The organism is Pseudoalteromonas sp. Of11M-6, from assembly GCF_022347905.1.
Lineage (GTDB): Bacteria > Pseudomonadota > Gammaproteobacteria > Enterobacterales > Alteromonadaceae > Pseudoalteromonas.
Genome location: NZ_JAKRFW010000028.1, coordinates 39,971 through 64,737, shown reverse-complemented (window position 1 = coordinate 64,737; position 24,767 = coordinate 39,971). Strand labels below are relative to the sequence as shown.

Sequence of the window (24,767 nt, the reverse complement as noted above, 5' to 3'; positions counted from 1 at the left end):
GTACTCTGGTGAGCCTCCTTTGAGATGATCTATAAACCATAAACGCTGCTGCGAAAATGACGTTGGTAACGTCTGGCTTTCTCTTGGATAGGCTTGAACTGTTCTATCTAAGTTGCTCTGGGTTAACTGTAGTTCTAAGTGCTCGATAACAAGGTCTTTGTTAGCAACTACCATTGCTTTTATATCGTCGGGAAAACTCCCTTTGTTTAGTTTATACGCTAACCGACCATCTTTTAAATAGAGGTGAACACCGCTCTTGACTGCATTAATTATTATATTTTCAGCTTTCATAATTATCTTAGAGGTAATCTACTCATTCCTTGCCCCTCCAAATCCACATGTAAGCAGATTTGGAGGGTTTTTATTGTTCTTGTTGTACGATTCAATACACGTTCTTATAAAAAGAACTCTTCTTCGTCTTCTTTGAGAGAAACTTCCCCTCTACTCAATTGAATAGACTCAATATAGGAAGCAATTGTCCGCACCGTGGCACTTTCAAAAAGCATAGAGAGCGGTAACTGCACTTTAAACTCTTGCTCAACGAAACTAGCAAATCTTGTTGCTAAGATTGAGTGGCCACCAGAGTCGAAGAAGCTCGCTTCAACACTAATTTTTTCTACTCCCAAAAGAGTTTCCCACTGCTTACAGAGACTGCTTTCAATTTCTGTGTCGGGGGCAACATAAACTACTGTTGAATTGACTTCTCCCACCTTGGGCAAGGCTTTCCGATCTATCTTTCCATTGCTATTGATTGGCATTTGCTCAAGTTTTTGAATAACGCTTGGAAGCATATAAGAAGGGATCATCTCGCGTAAGCGCTCTTTTAGCTCTTGCTCGGATATATCGGATGATTCATAAAAAGCAAGTAACTGAGTCCCTCCGAGCGTATCTTCGTGTGTCGTAACCGCAGCTAATTCGATGTTACACGCTAAAATGGCAGCTTCCACTTCATTTAAATCGATTCGGTAGCCTCTTATTTTAACCTGTGAGTCTTTCCTTCCGACAAACTGCAATACCCCATCAACGCTCGCTTTCACAAGGTCGCCACTGCGATATACTGGCCATTCCAGGCCTGCTTCAGCACATACACTTTGGCTTAGAAATGCTTCGTCATCTACCGAGTTAATATAACCTTTAGCCACCCCAAATCCGCTAATGTAAAGCTCGCCTACAACCCCTGCAGGTACAGCTCTCATTTCATTGTCTAATATCGATAGATTTACATTGAGTATGGGTGAGCCAATATGAGGGCTTGAGTTTGTTGTTATTTCTCCCCAACAAGTGTTGATGCTACATTCAGTTGGACCATACATATTAAAGGCTTTTCTTGCTATAGATTGCTGATACTTGGCTACTTTATTCCACATCACAGGATCAATTGCATCCCCTCCGATAAGCCAATTTACTTGAGGTATTTCAGCTAGCCTGAAGATTTCATTTATCATCACAGGAGTACTATCTACAATATCAGCCTTTAGTAACTGTAGCTCTGAACACAATATGCTAGGGTTATACCTAGCTTGTTCGGACACCATACAAAGTGAAATACCGTTTAATAAAGCAGATATACCCTTCATCGCCCCATCAAATGCACCTGATAGTGTCCAGCCCCAGCGACTTGCTCCAGTTGCTTCCAGAATGTCTGCCTTTAGTGCTGTACTATGGTTTACCAAATTTTGGTGACTTACAACGACTCCCTTAGGCCGACCAGTAGAGCCCGAAGTGAAAATCACATAAGCTGCACTTTTGGCATCAATAGTCGTTGGTTGTGGTTCTGAGGTATAGCTTGTAGCCTCCTCGATGCATAAATCCAAGTTAGCAAAAGGTGCGCTGACCTTTTTTGACAGCTCGTCATGATCACCTAGAACAACTGTCACATTAGCTTGGTCACATATGTAGCTCACTCGCTCTGTTGGGTAACTTGGATCAATGGGTACAAAGGCTGCACCACATTTCAAGACAGCTAGAACTGCAACGACATAGCTCTGTGAACGATTGACGACAATACCGACAAATTTGTTTTCTTTAACACCATGAGTTTGGCGTAAGTAATTTGCTAACTGATTCGCCGATTTATTAAGCTCAGCGAAAGACAGTGTATTTTGCGTTGTAACCACTGCATCCACATCAGGCGTCTGAACGGCAGTCGCTTCAAACAGGTTGTGCGCTAAGGGTATTTCTTTACAGCTCTTAGGCCACCCCGTTTTAGATGTTATTTTGGGAAGCTCACTACTAGGTAAGCAAGCTAGCTTCGTAACTTCTCCAGCATGACCAGATACTAGCGCCGAGCAAATACTTGCCATCGCAGATGCAAAAATATTTTGCACTCTTGAGGCGTACTCTCCCATCGCTTTAACTTCAACGGTGAACGACTTCTTATCATTGAAATCATCAACTGAGACAACCAAAGGGTAGTTCGTTGTTTCCTTCAGGGATAAGCTACGCAGACCTAAAGTACTTTGCACCGCACTCTCAGATTTTGACCGTCTATAATTAAATAGCGAACTAAACAAAGGAGTATCCGAAGTTAACCCACTCTGTTGCTGCGCTATAGCCAAAGGTACATGCTCAAATAAAACGAGTTCATTTAAGCATGCTTCCGTTTTTCGCAACAGCATTTCGGCACTCAGGTTCTTAAGTTCTAAGTGTACTGGGACAGTGTTTATCATCGTCCCCATCACTTTATCAACCCCACTTACACCATCAAGCCTACCCGACATCACCGTCCCGAATATCACTCGACTACTAGCACTTGCAATAGAGATTGTTAGAGATAAAGCCATGTGGAATAGAATAGCGGGAGATACACGATATGCTCGAGATAATGCTCTGATTTCTGCACTCAATTTTTCAGATAAATCATGATTCAACTGAACAACATCGCTACCATCACCATGGACACTCGACAAGTTAAATGGATAACAACCTTGCGTTACATCATTTAAGTAATCTTTATAAAATGCCTTTGCCGCTTCTAAGTCACAGTGTTCCTTAATAAACGCTATTTGCTCTCTAAACTGATGCGCAGGCGCTTTTAATTCTTGCCCATTTAAAATTGCAGCAAGCTCTTGACCAATCATCTCTAAACCAGCGTGATCTACGATAAGGTGATGGCACTGAATAACTAAATAAGACTTTGTAGTCGTTGAATTTCTTGCCAAGGTTATATTTACTAAAGGTGCTTGGCTAATTGTCATCTTTGAGCGTAACGACGGTGCTATCACTTCTAAAACGTCGGTATCATCGTCATCGCAACTGAACTCCCATTCATCCACAACGAATTCAACTTCTTTACATACAACTTGCACAGGTTCAGCAACGCCTTGCCACTGAACTTGCGTTCTTAGTACATCATGCCTTAATAGAATGACCTCAAAGGCCTGCTGCAACGTTGATAAAGAAGTTGTTTGTGGTAATTCGATGACAGAATTTAGAATATAAGGATCCACGTCAGCGCCAAGCATATAGTGGAATAGAAACCCTTCTTGAACAGGGCTCAGTGGATAGATGTCCTGAATATTATCAATTCCTTTAGGAACTAGCTTCGCAATACTTTCGAGCTCACTGTTAGAAAGGTTTACAAGTGTCAAATGTTCGGGTTTAAGACTTTCTCCATCTTGCAACTCCTTGTTCTTAGGCGCTTGATACAGCCGCTTTTCACCTTCATTTACGCTCACTACATCCGCTAACTCTGCTAACGTATTTACGGAAAACAAGTGGCGAGCTTCTATAATGATGCCTTTACGCTTAGCTTTTGAGATCAGCTCCATACCTAAAACAGAATGCCCACCAAGAGAAAAGAAGTTATCTTTCCTTCCTACTTTTTCCAATCCCAAACATTCTGCAAAAAGCTCACACAATAGGGCTTCAATTTTATTTTTGGGAGCTTCATACTCAGCGAGTGCTTGGCTAAAGTCAGGTTCAGGTAAAGCTTTGCGGTCAAGCTTCCCATTTGCGGTCAACGGGAAGCTTGGCAACAACATAATTGCACTTGGCACCATATAATCAGGTAAGGTACCGAACAGATACTCGCGAATACGTGATGGCTTCCATTCTTCTGTCATTACAACGTATGCAACTAACTGAATGTTTTTTGACTTGTCTGGTACAGCTACGACATGCGCACCTTCAACTTTTGGATGAGCAAGCAACTGACTTTCAATATCACCTATCTCAACTCGGAATCCCCTAACCTTTAGTTGATTATCTAAGCGACCTACAAACTCAATGTTACCGTCTGGTAAATAACGTCCTAAATCACCTGTTCGATAGATTTTTTGTTGTAATTCAGGATGGTATAAGAAATGCTTTTCGGTGATTTCACTCGCATTGTAGTATTCACGAGCAACACCTTTTCCGCCGATAAACAACTCGCCCGTCACACCGGTAGGACAGTGTTGGAGCTGCGAATTAAGTATATAGAATGCTTGATTACCTAAAGGCTTACCGTATGGCACACTTCGACGATCGCTCAAATCCTCAGTAATGGGGTAATGAATCGACCAAATCGACCCCTCCGTTGCTCCTCCAAGACTAAAGAGTTTTGCATTCCTAAAGCGACGCCATATACGCTTAGGTAATGAGGTTGGGATCCAATCTCCACTCATCAACACGATACGTAAAGGCGCAATATCTTGTCGGTTATCAGCTTCGAGTAACTCAGTGATTAGTCCCATAGATAAGGGTACTGTATTCCAAACTGTTATTTCATGCTTTTCCAGCATGTCAAGCCAGTGATGAGGGTCTTTCGCCAATTCAGGAGCTGGAAAGACTAGCACTCCACCGACCGCTAACATACCAAAAATATCATATACAGACAGGTCGAAGCTCAATGCAGATACACATAAAACTTTATCCTTATGCGTAACCTCATATTTACTGTTGATATCAAGTAAAGTGTTAACTACAGCTTGATGTTCAATCGCTACCCCTTTAGGTACACCTGTTGAACCTGATGTGAAAATGACATAGGCCAACTGATTTATCTGTTGCGGAGCTCGATAATTTTCAAAGTATGCAATAACCTCTTTGGTAGAAATACCTGTGTTGTCGATGCGGCTCAAGTCGATATATTGATACTCTTCTGATGATAATAACTGCTGTTGACTATCAACTAAACAGACTTTTACCTGTGCCTGCACTAAAATATCGCGACACCTTTCAACCGGCCAGCTGGTTTCAAGAGGCAAATATGCCCCTCCTGCAATCAAAATAGCTAATGTGGCAATGACCTGCGCTCTACCTTTTTCAGCTCTTACAGCAACCAGCTCCTCGACAGTAATCTGCCCAGATAGCTTGCTCGCAACGAGCAAAGCATGTCTTAGCAAATCAAAATAGGTCATCTCCCCTTGAGAGTCTACGAGTGCTATGGCAGCTGGAGTTTTTAGTGCTTGCTGTATAAACAATTCATGCATACACAGGTCTTCAAGATAAGCAACAGAAGTCGCATTCCATTTATTTACAACTGTCTCGTACTCAGATGCTGTCAGCAAAGGCATTGTATCTAGTGAGGCGTTGGGGTTAGCTACCGCTTGAGTGATTAGCTGGTTAAAATGCCCTGCCATCACTTTAATCGTATCATCATTGAATAACGCTGTTGCATACTCCCATGTGAACTCTATCTGCTCACCAACTTCTCTCACATGCACTGTTAAATCAAACTTCGTCGTGGTTATTGGCTGTTCCACGTTACTCAATGCCAAATTAGGCAGCTTGAGTGCCTCCTGATCATTATTTTGCATCGCCAACATAACCTGAAATATAGGATGATATGCAGGGCTTCTTTCGATATTTAGAATTTCAACTAAGTTCTCAAAGGGAATAGCTTGGTGCTCAAAGGCTTCAAATATGGTGTTCCGGCTTACTTCTAGCGCCTTAACTAAACTTAATTTGGCAGGGTTGATAGTTCGTAAAACAAGAGTATTGACAAACAACCCAATTAGTCTTGCAAGCTCAGCATTATCCCTTCCCGCGACAGGGGTTCCTATAACAACATCATTTTCATTACTGTAGCGAGACATCAATGCAGCGAAAAGCGCATGAACTCCGGCAAAAAGTGATGCATTTTGCTCAACACAGAATGTTTTCAAAGCCTTACTTTGTGATGCGGGAAGTTGAATACTAAATGTCGTACCTTGGTTATCCGGTCTTTGTGGTCTCGGTTTATCAAGTGGCAAGCTATGCGCCATAGGTATGTCTGCAAGCTGCGTTTTCCAGTAGCTACCGAGTTGATCTAGTAACGTTCCGCGCAACTGTGCCTTCTGCCACACCGCAAAGTCTGAATATTGGATAGGCAATTCAGGTAAGCTTACATCACGATGTTCGAGCACTGCACTATAGCACTCTACAAATTCGTTTATTAAGATCCCTAACGACCAACCATCAGAGGCAATATGATGCATGTTCACCCCAACAACATATTTGTTATTGGAGAGCTTGATGAGATGACAACGGATCATAAGATCATTTTCTAAATCAAAACTTCTAGATGCCTCTAGGCTGAGCAGTTCAGTGAGCTTTTTATTTACCAGCTCCGCACTTAAATGCTCGATAGAGGTTTGCTTGATAGGGAAACTTTCAATATCGTGGACCTGCAAAGTAACTTGACCATCTAGTTCATGGTATGTTGTGCGTAGTACTTCATGTCGCTGTATAACTTCTACAAACGCCCGTTCAATAGCGTGTAAATCTATTTCACCCTCTAACTGAAAAGCACCTGGCATGTTATAGTGGGCGCTTCCGCCTTCAATATTATCAATCAACCAAAAGCGCTGTTGGGCGAAAGATACCGATGCCTCAGATGCTTTCTCGATAGCATCTTGAGTACTGTAACCGGGACTTGAATTTAAACTTGATAATCCTTCAAAAAAGGCAATGATTTCATTTTTATTTTGAATAATTTTTTGCTTTAGCTGTTCTGGAAACTCATCTACAGATAGTTCATATTTCAACTGTCCTGCTTCATCTAATGAGAGAAAAACCCCTGCCGACGCAGCATCATTAATTAATTCCTTCACCATTATCATACTCCTTAATAAGTGACTGGTGAGCACAAAAACTCAGGCCGGCTTGAAAGAGACTTGCTTACGTTACTCACTTTGTTGTAGGTCAGAATAAGCAATCGTCTATCCGTTGGCCCTAAGTTATTAGGGCTACCATGAATAGTTTGTGGATGGAAAACGATGACATCGCCTTTTTTACCTATTGCGGGAGCAACACCATTCATCTGAATTTGCTTGTCAACTTCTTCAATTGGCACTTGGAAAGTAAGCGCTGAAGCCACATCATTCGACCATGATTTATCAGGCTGAGCTTCAAGCGTTATATTTTGGCAGAGGTTCCCTTGCGTATGCGAGTTTGGAATAAACCACAAAGGACCAGAAATAAAGTCCACATCATCGAGAAATATGGCGATATTGACTAGTTCTTCTTTCTCTATATGGTCATTATTATGCCAAAACACAAAATCTTGATGCCATGGCCAGAATTCCCCAACCCCTTTTTTCTTAACATTTACTTTGGATTGATGCACATAGCAGTTGTCACCTAGGGTTTTCCGAACGATACCAAGTAATTTTTCCTGTTTTACTAATGTGGAGAAAAACTCATGGTACAAGTGAATACCATGAATGCCGCGTACCGTAACTCCATCTTGCTCATAGACAATCCCCCGTTTTTCAACACCAATATGATCTCGAAGGTGCATTTCTAAGGTCTCAATATCGTTTTGAGAAAACACGCCCTCTAACTTAACCACGCCTTCATGTAGATAATTTTCTAGTGATAGTTTAAGTTCTTTCATAGCACCCCCTCCTCCTTGATTGTTTGTCCAGCCTTTAGGCTCTCAACATTCTGCAAATAATTTAGCTCATCGAATAAGCGCGCTTGCTCCCTCAAAATAGGGGCTTCCATAATCGTTTTTACTGATAGTTTTATGCCGGTTTCTTGCTGGATCCCAGCAGAGAGTTGTGATGCAAGTAACGAGTGCCCACCTAAGTTAAAGAAGTTATCATTACGGCCTACTTTCTCAACATTGAGCAATGATTGCCACGCACCTTGAAGGCGGTACTCTGTCGGAGTTTCAGGTTCACTATAGTGACTTTCTAGTACCGAGAAATCAGCCTTAGGCAACGCATTTTTGTCTACTTTTCCGTTGATATTAAATGTAAATGAAGTGACTTCGATAAATAAGCTTGGACACATGTAGTAAGGTAGCTTGGAAAGCAAAAATTCATTTAGCTCAGTTTGTGAAGGTGTTCTTCCCTTTACAGTAAAGTAAGCAATTAGCTTGCTATCTCCGTTGAATTCATCACATTTTACGGATGCCATATCTACGTCTGGATGCAATGCTAAGGTAGTCTCCACTTCACTTAGTTCAACTCGGAAGCCTCTCAGTTTCACCTGTTGGTCGCTTCTACCTAAATACTCTAAGTTGCCATTTGACGTCCAACGAACCAAATCTCCCGTACGATAAAATCGCTCACCCAAATGAGGATAATGAGGTAGCTCAGTAAACTTTTCCTTCGTCAGCTCAGGCTCTCCGAGATACTGATCGGCCAAGCATGCACCTGTGATATACAACTCCCCCATAGCGCCTACAGGTACTTGATAGCCAAACTCGTCAAGTACCAAGCAGCTCACATTCGCTATTGGCGACCCAATATTAGGTATATCAGCCCAAGTCTCTGGTACTTTTGAGAGATTTAATGCAGTCACAACGTGTGTCTCTGTAGGACCATAATGATTAACAAGTTGTATTCGATTATTGCGTGAAAAGAACTTTCTGATCGCTGGAGTTATTTTTAGTTGCTCAGCCGTAGATATCACACAATTCAGTTGCGCTGGATTGACGTGACTTTCTACCCAATAACTCAATAAAATGTGCAGCATTGAGTGTGGCAAATTTAAAACGCTGACATCATGATCCACAATCGTTTTACTAAGATAGTCTAGGTCACTCATACACTCTCGACGAGTTAGTACCAACTTACCATGGTTACTAAGTGCCATAAAAATATCAGTAAAGCTCATATCAAAACCGATTGATGCGTATTGCAACCAAGTAGGCTGTTTCGTTAAAAGAGGTTGAGCAACCCCAATGGTCACAATCAAATTCAACAGCGCTTTATGTGACATCTGTACCGCTTTTGGCTTACCTGTAGAGCCTGAGGTGTGTAAAACATAGCAGGGCGACTCTAGTAGCCCCACTTCGAGCACCGGATTAGTAACTAGGTAATTACTCAAAATTAGCGATGACAGTTGCCTTTTATTATTGTGCTCACTGATGCACGCCTGAGAGCAGTCTCCATATATCAACAAGCTATTTGGGTAATTTTGTAATATCTGATCAATACGCTCTAAAGGTAATGCTTCGTCGATTGGAATATAGCCTGCACCCGCTTTCAATATGGCCATCAACGTTATGATTTGATCTATGCCCCTCGGAACTAAAAATGCCACTAAATCACCAGGTTTAACATTCTCAGTCTCAATTAAGTAATGGGCTAATTTATTCGCTTGCGCGTTTAAACTGCCATAGCTAATTGTCTCTTCTTTATCAACTAACGCGATACTCTCTGGGTAATCTCTAGCCGTGCTCTCAAATGCTTCTTGCACAGAGGCACCAGCAAGAGGAATCGCTTCTTTCGTCTGTAATTTCTCTAGCTGTATTTGTTGCTTCTTATTAACTATCGAGAAATCTGAACAATTTATTTCGGGATTATTTAAAAAGGTATCAATGAGCAGTATGAAGCTGTCATGCAAACTCTTAATCGTTTCTTCTTTAAAAAGTGCTGTTGCATACATCCAACTAATATTGAGCTCATCATTAAGCTCCGTGATGTGAAGCTCTATATCAAATCGCACAGTATGGGCATCAAAGTTTTTCAGCTCCATTTTTGTGTCAGCGAACTCAAGCATCATCTCAGGCGTGTTTTGCATCACAAATAGCACCTGAAATAGATTTGAACCGCCTACCAAGCGCTCTCCCGCCCTCTCAGAAATAAGCACATCGATTGGCACTTCTTGATGCGAAAAGTCATTCAATAGATTAGTTTTATTCTGTCGAAGAATATCAATTAAGCTTTGTTTAGCATCAATTTGTACTCTTGTTGGTAAGGTATTAACAAAAAAGCCTATTAATGACTCCAGCTGAGGATTCAGCCTATTTGCAATGGGTGCACCTATAGTGTTGTCGTATTGACCACTCACTTTAGCGATTAGCACACCAAGCAGGCCATGTAACAGCATGAACAAGGTTGTCTCTTCTCGTGCAGCAAGTTTTTTCAGTTTAGCCAGCCTCAGGGAATCAAGCTTAAACTGCTGTGTCCTACCGCTATAATCCAACTGACGTGGGCGTGGAAAATCATATGGAAGTTGATTTACTTTTGGCGCACCCTCTAGCCTTTCAAGCCAATATTCAATCCCTTCATTTTGCATTTCCATCCATTCAGGGGAACGCTGCCAAAATGCATAATCTGCATACTGAATATCTAATGGAGCCAAACTCTCATCTGATTTCTCAACCGCATGAAGATACAATTGACATAGCTCTTTACTACAAACACCACCGGAAAATCCATCTGTTGCGATGTGGTGTATAACAAACAACACTAAATATCTTTCTTTCGTTCTAAATAATTTAACTCTGATAGGAGCATCACGTTCCAAATCAAAATAGATATTTATACTTGTTCTAATCTGCGCTTCTATTTCTTCATCGTTTTTATGAACCACGGAAACAAGCTCGCAGATTTTTGTCATGTCGATACTTTCCATTGGCATCACAAACTGAAACGGCATTCCTAAATTTTCGCCATAACAAGTCCGCAATATTTCATGCCGCTCTATCAACTTGCGCACAGCAAGTTCAAAGCAGGAAAAATCAATCTCACCACTAATATCGAATAAGAAGTGACTGTTGTAATACTCGTTGCCTGACGCAAACTTTTGCGCTAAGTACAAGCTTTGCTGTGAAAATGACAGTGGTATTTCACAAGCTTTATCGACCTTTTGAATCGTGTGGCGTTTCTTATTATCTTTATAAAGCTTATTTAAAAACGACTTCAACGCTTCTTTATTACTTATCAGTGTCGTCTTCAGGCTATCAGGAATTCCCGTTTTTGGTAATTCACAAACCAGCTTGTCACCTTTGATATTTAATTTAACGTGATGAGCCCGAAGCTCTTGTAAAAGTGCCTCAACATTCATAGTTCAAGCACCTCAACAGGTTCAGTCGTATCGGCCTCACTATTTTCTTGCTCAAGTAACCACATCCGAGTTTCAATTAATTCGGAAAGTGCAGAAATAGTTGGTAATTGCAATAACTCCTGAAGTGGTATCTCAAATTCAAACTGCTTGCGCATTTTGGTTACTAAGGCAGCCGCCATTAAGCTATGCCCACCCATTTCAAAGAAATTATCTTCTATTCCAACTGGGCTATACCCCAAAACTTCTTGCCATTGCTGCGCTAGTAGTGATTCAAGCTCCGTTCTTGGTTCAACATAATCAGGCGCAAAACTTGGACGGCTATGATTGGAAGCCAATGCAAGGTCATCACTACTACCATCAATTTGAGACTCTATATTTGCAAACTTTAACTCTAAGCCTTCACCTTTGACATCCATACTACTACCAAGAATAGTCGCAAGCTGCTCTGTAACACCTTGTTGCATCGCCTTGATAGCTGCCAATTGTGCGTCTGACAACGTCGTATGTTGTTCAACCGCTTTTAACTCCCAACGTAATGCCCCCTCTACAAGCGGTTTTGTGGTGCTGGGCATATCAGAATCTTTCGTTAAAATTAAATCAGGTTTAAATAACTGCTTACCTGTTGCTGCAGGTTCAATCCAATATCTCTTTGGCTCAAATGCATAGGTAGGAAGACGAACTCTGTGGCGCTTTTGCGTAGAATAATACTCTTCAAAAGGTAGTGTGATCCCCGCTGCCCATATTTCAGCACGCGTAAATGCGATACTTTCCAGAGTCAACTCTTGCTCTGCAGGTTTAGGTAATGTACTTGCAACATGAGCTTGGTTATTGCTCAACGTCTTTATAAATGATCGTAAGGTAGTCCCTGGGCCAACTTCAACGTACACACGGCTAGTATCCTCAGACCATAATGTCTCTAATCCATCGTTAAATTTCACAGTTTGACGCAGGTGTTTAGCCCAATATTCTGGGCTGCAAACTTCTTCCTCAGCCCAATCACCCGATACATTTGAGATAAACGGGATAGTTGGTTTATTCATCGGTATTGTGCTTGCAAACTCTATGAATGGCTGAAGTGCAGCAGCCATCATCCCGCTGTGAAACGCATGAGATGTATGTAGCAGAGAAGCTTCAATTCCTGCTGCATTTAGTTCAGCTAATAAAGCGTCAACTGCTTCAGGCTGCCCTCCCAAAACCTGTGAATGTTCGCTATTTTGAACGCAATGCCAAACTCCCTCTCTTACCCAGTTAGACACTTCACTTGCAGCGATTGGAATCGACAACATTTTGCCATGTGGCATACCCGCCATGAGCTCACCACGCTTTGCAACGAGTCTTATTGCATTCTCCAGAGTAAATACACCGGACAAACACGCTGCAACATACTCACCGATACTGTGACCAATCATGCTTTGTGGTTTTACATCCCAACTTATTAGCAGTTTAGCTAGTGCATAACTAACACTAAATAAACTTAATTGAGCATTCTGAGTTTGTTTAAGTTGTGTACTGGCAGCAGTTGAATTCTCACAAAACAAAAGTTCTTTTAAGGACAAAGAGCAATGCGTGTGTATTAATTCAAAGCACTGATCTAAATGCTTTTTGAACTCAGCTTCATTTTCATATAAAGCTTTCGCCATACCGACATACTGACTACCTTGACCGGGGAACATAAAACAAATATCTCGCTCTGTTTTGTTCTGGGCACTTTGGATCGTGAATCGCTTGTCGTCTCCTGTCAGCTTATTCTTTAATTCATCTATTGAACTGACAACAGTGACAAACTTGTGTTTAAAATTTCTCCTACCGACTTGTAACGTGTAAGCAACGTCAGCAATATTTAGCTCTGGGCAGCACTTCAAGTGCTCAAGCAGGTTTTCTTTCGTTTTTACTAATGAGGATGCTGTTTTTGCAGACAACACGATTAGATGAAGTCCACTAGCTGAATCAGACTTAGGTAACTCAGGCGCTTCTTCTACGATTAAATGTGCATTCGTTCCACCAATGCCAAATGAACTAATACCAGCTCTTAACTTGTCACCTGCACTTGGTTCCCACGGGATCGTTTTATCAACAACGAAAAATGGGCTATTAGCAAAATCAATTTTTGGATTAGGTTGTTCAAAGTTTAGACTTGCAGGTATCTTGTGATGCTCCATCCCCTTCAACGTCTTTATCATACTGGCAACTCCCCCCGCTGATACGAGGTGCCCAATATTTGTTTTCACAGAACCAATGCCACAGAATTGCTTTTTATCCGTATAGCGTTGAAATGCTCTAGTCAAACCAGATACTTCTATCGGATCCCCCAAGTTAGTACCTGTTCCATGTGCTTCTATATAGCTAATCGTCGCAGGATCTATCTCTGCGCTTTCAAGAGCTTCTGTAATACACCTCGATTGCCCTTCAGGGCTTGGCGCGGTATAACTTGCTTTGTCCCCGCCATCGTTATTAATTGCACTGCTCTTTAGTACGCCAAGGATCTGATCGCCATCTTCTAGTGCATCTTCCATGCGTTTCAAAGCAACAAGCGCAATACCATTCCCAGCAACTGTACCGGCAGCCCTCGCATCGAAGGCTCTACAGTGACCATCAAAGGACCCTATGCCGCCCTCTTGGTAAAATAAAGCATCTTCTCTTGAGTTTGATATTGTAACTCCTCCAGCTACCGCAATGTCACATTGATATGCAAGCAACGCTTCCCTCGCATAGTGAACAGCAACAGCTGAAGACGAACATAAAGTATTAATATTGATACTAGGTCCAGATAAGCCAAGCTTGTAGCTTGCTCTTGTCGAGACAAAGTCTTGTCCCGTTGAGAGAGAGACTTTAAAGGTCCCAACGTCCCTTACATAGTCTTGGTGTGATAATAAGTTTCTCGACAGATAGGAACTAGCACCGGCTCCACTATAAACACCAATGATGTTGTCGCCTTCTTCAGCACCATAACCCGCTCTTTCTAACAGCTCCCAAATTACCTCAAGGAAGATCCGATGCTGTGGGTCTAACAATTCAGCTTCTCTAGGCGAGAAACCAAAGAATTCAGCATCAAAATTCTCAACGCCTTCAAGTACCCCCTCAGCACCAACAAAGTTCGGGTTTTCTAAAAGTGCAGGATCAACCCCTAAGTTCAATAGCTCTTCTTGACTAAAAAACCTGACTGACTCGACACCATTTTCAAGGTTATGCCAAAACTCTTCGACACTGTTTGCACCGGGGAAGCGACCAGCCATTGAAATAACGGCAATGTCATCCTGATAATATTCTTTTAATTCTTCTGTTGATTTCATTTTCTGTTAGTCCTTTTGTTGTTTTTTTCTGCGGCGAAGGGCTGCTGCTTTTTTCTTCTCAACTCGAGAAGAAACCTGAGATAAAGTATCGTCATCTTCGTTAGATGAAGAGTCTATATATTCGGCGAGTTTTTGAATTGTCGGATAGTTATACAGTTCAACAACCGCTATTTTTTCATCAAATGTTTGTTGTACTTTTTTATGGATCTGCATCAAAACGAGAGAGTCCCCACCAAGCTCAAAGAAGTCGTCTTGAATCCCTACTTTTTCTAATCCAAGCATTTGCTCCCAAATTGACACTAATGATTTTTGAGTGGGAGTTTTTGCTGCAACAAAATCCACTTCCAAATCAGGTCTAGGTCGTGTTTGTTGTGGTAACGCGTCATTCAGGTCGAATAAACCAGTGTCACCATCTGCGGAGTTTTCATAGCGCTTTATAAAATCCGATGCTGCATACAAAGTTACTGGCTGACGGTGAGCTAATGTCTGTTCGATAACACTCATTGCAGTACTATTATCAATGCCTGCAGGCATCGCTTTATGTTTATATACAAATTCACTAAGAGGTATATTGCTTACCTTACTTGAAGAGCTAGCTAAGTCTGTTTCAATTTTCTTCATCGTGAAATTTGAAATAGTTACTAGCTGCTCTCCTGTTAAGCTGAGTAAACAAATATCAAAGCTCATGACTCCCGATTTGCTGTCCTGACTCTGCAACTCGACAAAACTATAAAACTGACCTTCTAGCTTCGAATATTGGGTAAGCTTTGCATAGCTAATTGGTATATAGACGCCACCATCAATAAAAGCTCTCAGATAAGAGGTTGCGCAATCCAGTAAGGCAGGATGTAAACTGTAGTCATTAATATCAGTATCGAACTGTGCAGGTAAGTGCATTTTAGCTAGGCCTGAGCGCTCGCCGATCCACACCTTTTCAAAACAGTTCCATCTCTCACCATACTTCATCAACTGATCGTGCTGCTCTGCATTTCGGCTCACACCAAGAGCTTGAGCCCCAAGGTCTGCAGCACCAGAAACATTGTCGAATACTCTTCCTTGAATTGAATTAATTAGCTCATTAATCGACATGCTTTCTGGCTGCGCGCTCGAAACTCCACTTACCTGCCCTTTCGCATGAATTTGGTACAACTCATTACTCGGCTGATAACTCGTAATTTCGAATTGAGTACCATTGCCATCGACTGTTAGGTTGGTATATAAATCAGACCAATCTCCTGCAGATAGGGCTGCACCAGATAAAAAGTATACGTCTTTTAAAGTGATGTGCTTTGAAGGGGTTGAATGCTGAAATGCAGCTGCAGCCATCTCCAAATAGGTTGCACCAGGAATCGTTGGTAAACCCATAACCCAATGCTCAGCAAGCGGCCAATCCCTCTCTGTATGAAATTGCTTACAGTAGACTGTCTGGCCTGACTCATTGATAATTTGATCGCCCAACAGTGGATGAGTTTGATGCGCTGTAATCCGTCTTCTGCCATTTAATGCCTCTACAGCCATTCCAGCTTCTTTCCAAGCATCCCAGCGAATACTGAAAACTCTATCTATACCTCTACTGTGAGCTGCTTCTGCTATACAATCCAAACCAGCATTGGCTGAGCTATAGTCACTTTGACCCATGCCACCTAAAATCCCCGTAACCGAAGAAAATAGTACGACGAACTCCATCTCTTCACGCTCGCAAATATCAACCCAAGCGTTGGCAGTTCCCAGCTTTGCAGCTAGTACCTTATGCACAATTTCATTTGTTTGGTTCATCACCATCGTTTCACCTGGCAGTCCCGCTAGGTGAAATACACCGCTAACTTGGCCAAACTCAGTGACGGCTTTGTCCCAGATTATTTGAGCTGATCGCGGTGTACTTACATCCGCCTCAAGGCAAGTTACATTGGCACCATAGGAGTTCAATTCAGCAATAAGAGGAGAAGATGAACGGTCTGTTCGACTCACTAACACTAAGTTTGCTTTATATGTTGACGCTAAATAACGAGCAAGTTCTTGTCCTGCACCTCCGAATCCACCTGTAATTACATAAGTCGCATTATCACGAATAACTACAGGTGAACTGCTCTTTTCTAGCTCCTTGCCAATTTTTAGAAACTCTGGTTGCCAAAGATTTCTGCCTCGCACCGCACTTACAGTGGACAATTTTTTAGAACGTATTATTGGAAGTAACTGAGACTGACTAAAACTTGAACTATCAAAGTCAATTTGATGCGCTGAAATGTTCTGATGCTCTTGAGAAATTACTTTCAGTGTGCCGTACACCAGCCCTTGTTCGGGTTTAAGCAACTCTATACCTGTAACGTTACAAGCTTCTGTTGTTATCGCAAACCAACTCATCTCATCTTGGTAAGAGACATTTGAGAATGCTCTTGCTAAATGGAGATATGTGAGGATGCTATGATAGTTGTCAATAGTGCTTAAACTTGGCCAAAATGAGATAATTTTTGTCGGTAATGTCACTAACCGCGTTAATTCCGCAACTAGCTTTTCATAATCTTCAAATATTTCCGCTCTCATAATGTAGCGGTTTTCATCCTCTCGCTTAAATACTTCTCCAACCCTAACAGTCGTTATTGTGCTTGCTGTTTCCAACTCTAACTGCTTGATAATATTTTGGGAAAAATGACTGTTATCATCGAGAACGAGTATATTACCTTTATTGTCACTATCCTGTGATAGGAGTGATAGCGCTTGTTTACTCCACTGTTGCTTATAAAATCCTTCAACATCCTCTTCTGCCGTTTCTCTAAAACCTGAAAACTGAGTTTTATAAACTTTGCTATCAAATTGATAAGGAGGAAGGTCGGCGATCTTGTTAAAACCTTGAAGTACCCTGCTCCAATCAGGTTCAATATCAAGCGTATAAAGCTGCCCTAAACACTTATTGAATGCTGTATGTTCATTCTTTTCGTTTCTTTTTGCGCGGGTGGTATGCAGGACTAAACTCTGACTTTCTAATTGCCCATGGCGTGACACAATGTTGGCTAGCGTATTACCTGGACCAACTTCAACAAAAGCTCGACTTGGTCCTGACAACAGCGTGCTGATACCTTTGTGAAATTGAACCGTATGACGCAAGTGCTTAACCCAATAAGAGACATCACATAGTTCCTGCTCACCTGCCCAATCACCTGTCACATTTGAGATAATCGGCATATTGGGAGTATTCAGTTGAATCCCTTTGAACTCAGCTTCAAAGTCACTTAACAGTGGATCCATTAATGACGAGTGAAATGCACTTGATGTACTGAGCTCTGTAGTTTCTAATCCATTGCTTCGTGCATCTGAAATAAATATCTCAATATCCTGGACTGCTCCAGCAACAACATAGTTCTTTTCAGAATTAATAGCCGCAATTGATACATTCGACCACTTTGAGGTGTCAAACTGAGTCCAACTGCCATTCACTGCAATCATTTTCCCCGGCGTAGCACGAGACATAATTTGGGCTCTAGCGCTAATAACCTTTATCGCGTCTTGAAGGCTGAATACCCCAGCGACTGTCGCAGCAACATACTCACCAAGACTATGCCCAATTAACGCACTAGGCCGATACCCTTTATCAATTAGACTTTGAGCAATTGCAAACTCAACGGTGAACAGTGTAAGTTGCGCAAGTTTTGTTGCTCGTAACTGTTCGTCACTTGCTATCTGCTCAGTATTTCCCCAAAGTAATTCGCATACATTAACACCTGTGAGCTCATCTATGTGTGTAGAGCATAACTCTGCTACTTCTCTAAATTTTGTATCATTCTTATATAGCCATTGTGCCATCTTAGAGTATTGAGAGCCTTGACCACTAAACATGAATACCAGTGATTCAGGGTGCAGCTCCTTATTAAACGCTGTCGCTATGTATTGATTGTCGGCATCATGAACAAGTGCAGACTTAATACTCTGCTTTGAACGCTTAAATAACATAGTATAAGCAGCAGATAGTGAATCGTTAGTATTTGACCGCAACCAGCTCTGCATTGCGGCTAAGTTACGTTGTAGACTCTCTTTAGAATGACCAGTAACAGGAATAAAGGCAGCACTTTGTTGCACTGATTCCATTGCGGGTTTTCGATACTCTTCTAAAATAATATGCGCGTTTGTTCCACCAATCCCAAACGAGCTGACGCCGGCACGTTTTACCCCTGCTGATGGCCATTGCTGGAAGTGATCCGATACCATTAGCCCAGATTCAGAAAACTGGCACTTCTGATTTGCATCCTTGTAATGCAAGCTTGCTGGAATCCCACCATGCTTTATAGCGAGTACCGCCTTAATAAACCCAGCGATACCTGCTGCGGTATCTAAATGGCCAAAGTTGCTTTTTACTGAGCCAATTAAACAAGGCGTTGATCTATTAACGCCATATACTTGGTTCAAAGCCTGCACCTCTATAGGGTCTCCCAGCTTTGTTCCTGTTCCATGAGTTTCAATGTAACCGATGCCTTGTGGCTCAACACCAGCAATCTGTAGTGCTGTACTTAACACATCTCGCTGGCCTGCAACACTTGGTGCGGTATATCCTACTTTATTATTACCATCGTTATTAATTGCTGAACCTTTAATAACAGCATGAATTTGATCACCATCGGTAATTGCATCATGTAGTCGCTTTAAAACGACAAACCCGACTCCATCACTCAAGACCGTCCCCTGAGCACTTTCATCGAATGGCCTACATTGACCATCAGGAGCGAGGATCATTCCCTCTTGATAAACATATCCTTGTATATCTGGTTCAACTAAAGCTGGGTTGGTAGATAATGAAACAGCTCCAGCTAACGCAATATCACTATCCCCACTTAACAGACTTTGACAAGCTTGGTGAATTGCAACTAAGCCTGTTGAACAAGCTGACTGTACAGTCACAGCAGGGCCATTTAGATTGAACTTGTATGCCAAACGAGTATTAAAAAAGTCTCGACTAACGAGATTAATTATCTCGTAAGCTTGTGCACCACCTTCAGAAGCGGCTTGGCTAAATTGAGCTGTCCATAATGGGTTTGCTGAAGCTCCACCAAAAACGCCCAGCAACCTCTCATTTAACGTCTCTCTCCCACAACCAGCATCTTCAAGAGCTTGCCAAGCAGTCTCATGATAGAGCCTCAATTGAGGATCCATTAAAATAGCTTCACGCTCACTATATCCAAAAAACTCTGCGTCGAAGGCCATCGCATTTTCCACAACCCCCTTAACTGGAACATAAGAGTCTTGCGATATCAGCTCACTATCCACACCTGCACGCTCTAACTCTTCAGAAGAGAATGTTGACAATCCACACCGGCCTTCTCGCAACAATTGCCAAAACTCTTGTGTCGAGTTCACTTTGGGGAATCGCGAAGACATACCTATGACTGCGATTTCAGCACCATGATAATTTTGATTAGTACTCATTGACTTGTTTCCTTGTATTCAATCTTCTTTGAAGCCTTGATTTGCCTGATTGAAGTTGCTCTGTTCGGCTTTTTGCCTCGGAGTTGCGGGTCGCAGAGGCATCAATGACTTGAGCCAGCGCGTTAAGTGAGGGATAACTAAACATATCGACAACAGTTAGTGACAAACTCAATGCTTCATTCAACTTTGGCACAAGCTCAACCATTTCTTGGGATCTTGCTCCTGCATCAAAAAAGTTTGTCTCTGCATCAAGGTGAGGTATCTGAAGGTGATGGCAAATAACGGCTGCCAGCTCCTGTATCAAACGATCTTCATTTTCAGTTGTGCTTACTTGTGCAAAACTCGAAGGTAGTGAAAGCGACTTACTATCTAGTTTGCCACTTGGTGTTAAAGGAAACGCTTTAAGTGCTTGCCAATGGCTTGGAAGCATATGTAATGGAAGGTATTCAGAAGCGGCGGCTCTCAAATGTTCAGAGGATAACTCATCATTTTCAGAGATATAGTAAGCACATAAACACTGATGACCAGAGTCAGATGTCTTGATTAGAACAACTGCGTCAGAGATATTCGGTAACTTTTTCAGTATTGACTCTATTTCACCTAGTTCTATTCTGTACCCTTGGAATTTAACTTGAGTATCTATTCGTCCTACAAATTCAACACTACCATCTGGCTGTATTTTCGCTAAATCTCCCGTATTATACCAACGCTCTCCATTACAACTAATGAAGCGACTAGCAGTTAGCTCAAGTTGATTAAAGTAGCCTTTTGCCAACCCCTTACCACTGATGTATAACTCCCCCGTCCAACCCACAGGCATGAAGCTATGCTGGCTATCTAGAATTGCCATCTGTGTATTAGCGATTGGATGGCCTATTGAATTTACACTCCAACTCTCTTCCACTCGGATACAGCTTGACCAAATTGTTGTTTCAGTTGGCCCATACATATTCCAAAGCGCATCAACCTTGCTTGTTAGCTCAGTTGCTAAATGCTGTGGCAGAGCTTCTCCTCCCACAAGCGCCTTTAAGCTAGGTTTACCTTGCCAGCCAGAAGCTAATACCAACTTCCATGCGCTAGGAGTCATCTGTACGATGCTGGTATCAGGTTTGTTAATTTCATCAACCAAACCTTGCAGATCATGGGTTATACGTGAAGGAAATACTTTGACCGTCGCTCCACTTATTAACGGAAGTAATAGTTCTAAAATAGATATATCAAAACTAAATGGAGTGACGGCTAATAATCTATCTCCATGGCTGATTCCTGGTTTTTTCCTCATTGAGAGCAAAAAGTTAGCTAAAGATAGATTCGAAATTTCAACGCCTTTTGGCGTACCTGTAGAGCCCGAGGTATATATAACATAAGCAGTGCTATCGTTTTTGGCTACGGTAGTCGAGCCGATTTCAACAGCGGTATTTTCACAAAGTGACTCTACAATATAAATCTTATCTGTTAGCTCAAATGCTAACTCAGAGAAATCACTATCGATGACAAGCAATGAAATATTACTGTCATGTGCCATATGCTTTAGGCGGCTAACTGGATAGCTCGGATCCATCGGCACAAAACCAGCTCCAATTTTACTCAGCGCTACAATCGCTTCCACCATTCTTTCTGAGCGATGAAGCATTAGCCCTACGAGATCACCGGCTTTGACCCCGATTTCCTTGAATCTCAATGCAAGCCGCGTTGAAGAAAGATCTAAGGCTTCATAAGTAAGTTCTCTGTTTTGACACGACACAGCTACGGTATTCGGAGATTTCCGCACTTGCTCCAAAAATAAGGTAATAAATGGTTGTATTTCCTCATCAAGTCCAGTGTCGGACAGAGATAACGATTTATTTTTCTCAGATGTAAGCATTAATTCAGAGAGTTTTACCTCTGGATTATTTGAAACTTGTTCTAGAAGAGAAAAAAGTATTTCTAAAAGCTGTGCAATTTCCTCTTTTGAAAAGTACCCCATGTGATAATCCACCTGTAGCTCAACAGGCTGCACTTCTCCATTGTCCCAAATGGTTAAGTTAAAAGGAGTAGTTTGGAAAGGGTTTTCGATATAATGGTAAGATGCATGCGCTTTAGCAAAGCGACAACTATTATTTAATTTTAAGAAGTTCACACACACATCATAGAGACCACTTCTTGCTTCAGGGCCCATACCAGAAACAATATGACCAATTGGGTATTTCTGATGTCGATATATTTTTTTTTGCTCAGAAGCTACATAGCTAAGAAACTGATCAAATGAGGTGTCTGATGTATAAGCTAGTGATATAGGGCTAACACTTGTATATAGAGCTATATCATTCTTTTGTTTCGCTGATTTTCGATTGTGAGCTGGTAACCCTACATTAAAATTACGCTCTCTATATAGTCTAGAGAACATTATAAAAACAAGAGACAAAAATACAGTACCAGGGGACTTAGCTAGAAACCCTTTGTTTGAAAATAAGCTTTCATACTTATCTCGCGCTACTGAAAAAACAACTCTCTCACTTGAGCTTTTCGATTCCAACTTCCTATTTGGAACAAGTATATTCCTTTTAGAACAATGCAAGTAAGACTTCCAAAATTCCTTATCTTTCTGATACCGTTCTGACTCCAAGTATACTGAGTCTTGTTCAAAATAGTTTTGCTGCGCGTGCTCATTAACCTGATATTCTTTTGATTCATAAGCTTTTGAAAGTGCCTCAGCCCATAGCGCAAACCCCCAGCCATCAATCAGCAAATGATGCGCTACACCTACAAACCAGATCCTTTGATCTGTCAGTTGAATGATATAAGTTTTGTAGAGGCATCTTCCCTTAAGATCAAAGGGCTGAGAAAATATTTCTTTCACAAGCTCCTGCGCTGACTTAATCGGTTCAATAGCGTCTCTATAATCAACCACCGTAGACTTAATATGTAAAGCGTTATCAAATCTTGCCTTGGGACCATCATGCTCATGCTCAATAGTCAAACTAAACATAGGGTTACTTGCTATAACCTGATCACTTGCTTCTAATAAAGATGTGACATTTGCCGAGCTTATATCAACATATCCACCAATATTATATTTAGCATTACCAATACAATGTAGCTGATCGAAGTAAACATCCTTCTGCGCTAGAGAAAAATCAAACCTCATATGCGTTATCCTTATTATTTTCTGAGTTTTTAAAATTTGATTTTTCAGCCTTAGCCTCGCCATAATTTAACCTTGAAGCACTTAGCTGAACCTCTCCTTTATCTAAATGAACGAGCTGATCTGATAAGTTATAATATCTATCATCATGAGTTATAACTATAATCAACTTATTTCTTGACTTTAAAATAGGTAGGATTTCTTTGTAAAAAATCTCTCTGAATTGAGGATCTTGATCTGCAGCCCATTCATCAAATAAATAAAAATCTTTATCTTCTACAATACTAGCTATTAATGCTAACCTTCTTTTTTGACCATCTGAAAGTTCTAAAGTAGAGAATCCATCTCCTTCTAAAAACACCTTCTCATCGAGGTTAAGCTTCACTAACCAATAATTAATTTCATCTATAACATCACTATTTTCTAAATCAATTCCATGCAGCTTTTCAAATAAGTGATAATCACTATAGATAACACTTATTGACTGGCGATAACTATCAATATTGCTTTCATCAACTTTCACATCATCAAAGATAATATTTCCTGATGTTGCCCTATAATGAAGTGTAGCGACCTTACAGAAGGTTGATTTACCCGATCCATTCCCTCCAACAATAAAAGTTATTTCTCCGCGTCTACAACTAAAAGAAATTGGGCCAACTTCAAAATTAGATTTTTTATAAGAAAAGCAAGTATTATCGAAAGTTACTTTTTCCCAGTTACTAACCGGGGTTAATTCACTCTCTACCTCCTTAGACAAAGATGCAAGAATCAGATCTACTTTATTATATGACGCATTAGCTCTATAAATTGGAGCTATTGATTGCAATATCCATCGAATTGGGCCGGATATATATAGCAGAACCATAACTATACCCAGTAATTCACCATGACCAATCGAGTAGTAATTAACAAAAGAGAAAACCAAAACGGCGATAATTAGATAGGTTAATAGCATCCCATAGTTTTCAGCAAAGATTGTATAGTTATACGTTTTAGTAAGTGTTTCACGCATTTCATTTTCAGCTTTAAGCAACTCATTTTTAATAAATGACTCTCGCTTAACATTATTAACTTTCAACTCTTTCGCTCCCATTAGTAAAGAGCGAAATGATTTTTGAAGTTCATCTGTTTCTTGTCTTGATTTATTAAAAAACCTCATGGAATAGATGATAGGAATTTGATAGGTAATAACTGAAACAACTAAACAAACCAATAAAAATAGAAATGCCCCCATACTTAAAAAGTAGATATATAAAAATACACCTAACAAAATAACTGAACTGACTAACAGACCAGGAACTGCTTGCGCCCCCATCATAATTCGACTGATATCTGTACTTAATACAACGAGTAATTTAGAAGTTCCAACTGACTCAAGGTTCTCGATTGGAGCCCCTAGAATCTTTTCAAACAACCTTTTTCGGATATTACTCGCAAGCATTAATGCTGACTTTTGTAATGCAATCATTGACACTGATTGCAAAATAAAAATCGCAGCGCAAATACCTAAAAATAACAGCGCTAAATTTGGATGTGCTATTTGCACGCCCAGCACCTCAACAAAATCTGCGGTGCCGTCTAATACATAGCTAAACTCTTCAATTGCGATTAGAATAACTGGAACTAGCGACGCGTAGATAAGGCCTGCGATCGCGCCGCTCAACAGTGAAATAAAGACAGAGTTAGGCGCCGTCTTTCCTAATTCGGAGAGTAACCTCATTACAATTCCT

8 protein-coding genes are annotated in these 24,767 nt (G+C 41.1%); all 8 read right to left on the bottom strand.

Annotation, left to right across the window (positions count from 1 at the left end; genetic code table 11):
• A partial coding sequence (locus tag MHN32_RS14365; RefSeq protein WP_239422175.1) for a hypothetical protein occupies positions 1-291 on the bottom strand: 291 nt, incomplete at its 3' end.
• Between the two features lie 104 nt (positions 292-395).
• Positions 396-7,019 (bottom strand): non-ribosomal peptide synthetase, encoded by a 6,624-nt coding sequence (locus MHN32_RS14360; protein WP_239422174.1) that lies wholly within the window; start codon positions 7,017-7,019, stop codon positions 396-398.
• A gap of 11 nt (positions 7,020-7,030) precedes the next feature.
• Positions 7,031-7,801 carry a phytanoyl-CoA dioxygenase family protein gene (locus MHN32_RS14355; RefSeq protein WP_239422173.1) on the bottom strand — a complete coding sequence of 257 codons (771 nt, stop codon included), beginning with the start codon at positions 7,799-7,801 and terminating at the stop codon, positions 7,031-7,033.
• Positions 7,798-11,208, bottom strand: coding sequence for an amino acid adenylation domain-containing protein (locus MHN32_RS14350; protein ID WP_239422172.1), 3,411 nt, complete (start codon positions 11,206-11,208; stop codon positions 7,798-7,800). Before MHN32_RS14350 ends, MHN32_RS14355 begins: the two co-directional genes overlap by 4 nt.
• Positions 11,205-14,498 (bottom strand): type I polyketide synthase, encoded by a 3,294-nt coding sequence (locus tag MHN32_RS14345; protein WP_174171041.1) that lies wholly within the window; start codon positions 14,496-14,498, stop codon positions 11,205-11,207. The genes MHN32_RS14350 and MHN32_RS14345 overlap by 4 nt, the downstream gene beginning before the upstream one ends.
• A 6-nt stretch (positions 14,499-14,504) precedes the next feature.
• Positions 14,505-19,910, bottom strand: coding sequence for a type I polyketide synthase (locus MHN32_RS14340; protein WP_239422171.1), 5,406 nt, complete (start codon positions 19,908-19,910; stop codon positions 14,505-14,507).
• Positions 19,900-23,037: an amino acid adenylation domain-containing protein gene (locus MHN32_RS14335; protein ID WP_239422169.1), complete on the bottom strand. Its 3,138-nt coding sequence runs from the start codon at positions 23,035-23,037 to the stop codon at positions 19,900-19,902. The genes MHN32_RS14340 and MHN32_RS14335 overlap by 11 nt, the downstream gene beginning before the upstream one ends.
• On the bottom strand, positions 23,027-24,757 hold the full coding sequence (locus MHN32_RS14330; RefSeq protein ID WP_010604331.1) for a cyclic peptide export ABC transporter: 1,731 nt from the start codon (positions 24,755-24,757) through the stop codon (positions 23,027-23,029). Before MHN32_RS14330 ends, MHN32_RS14335 begins: the two co-directional genes overlap by 11 nt.
• Between the last annotated feature and the right edge of the window lie 10 nt (positions 24,758-24,767).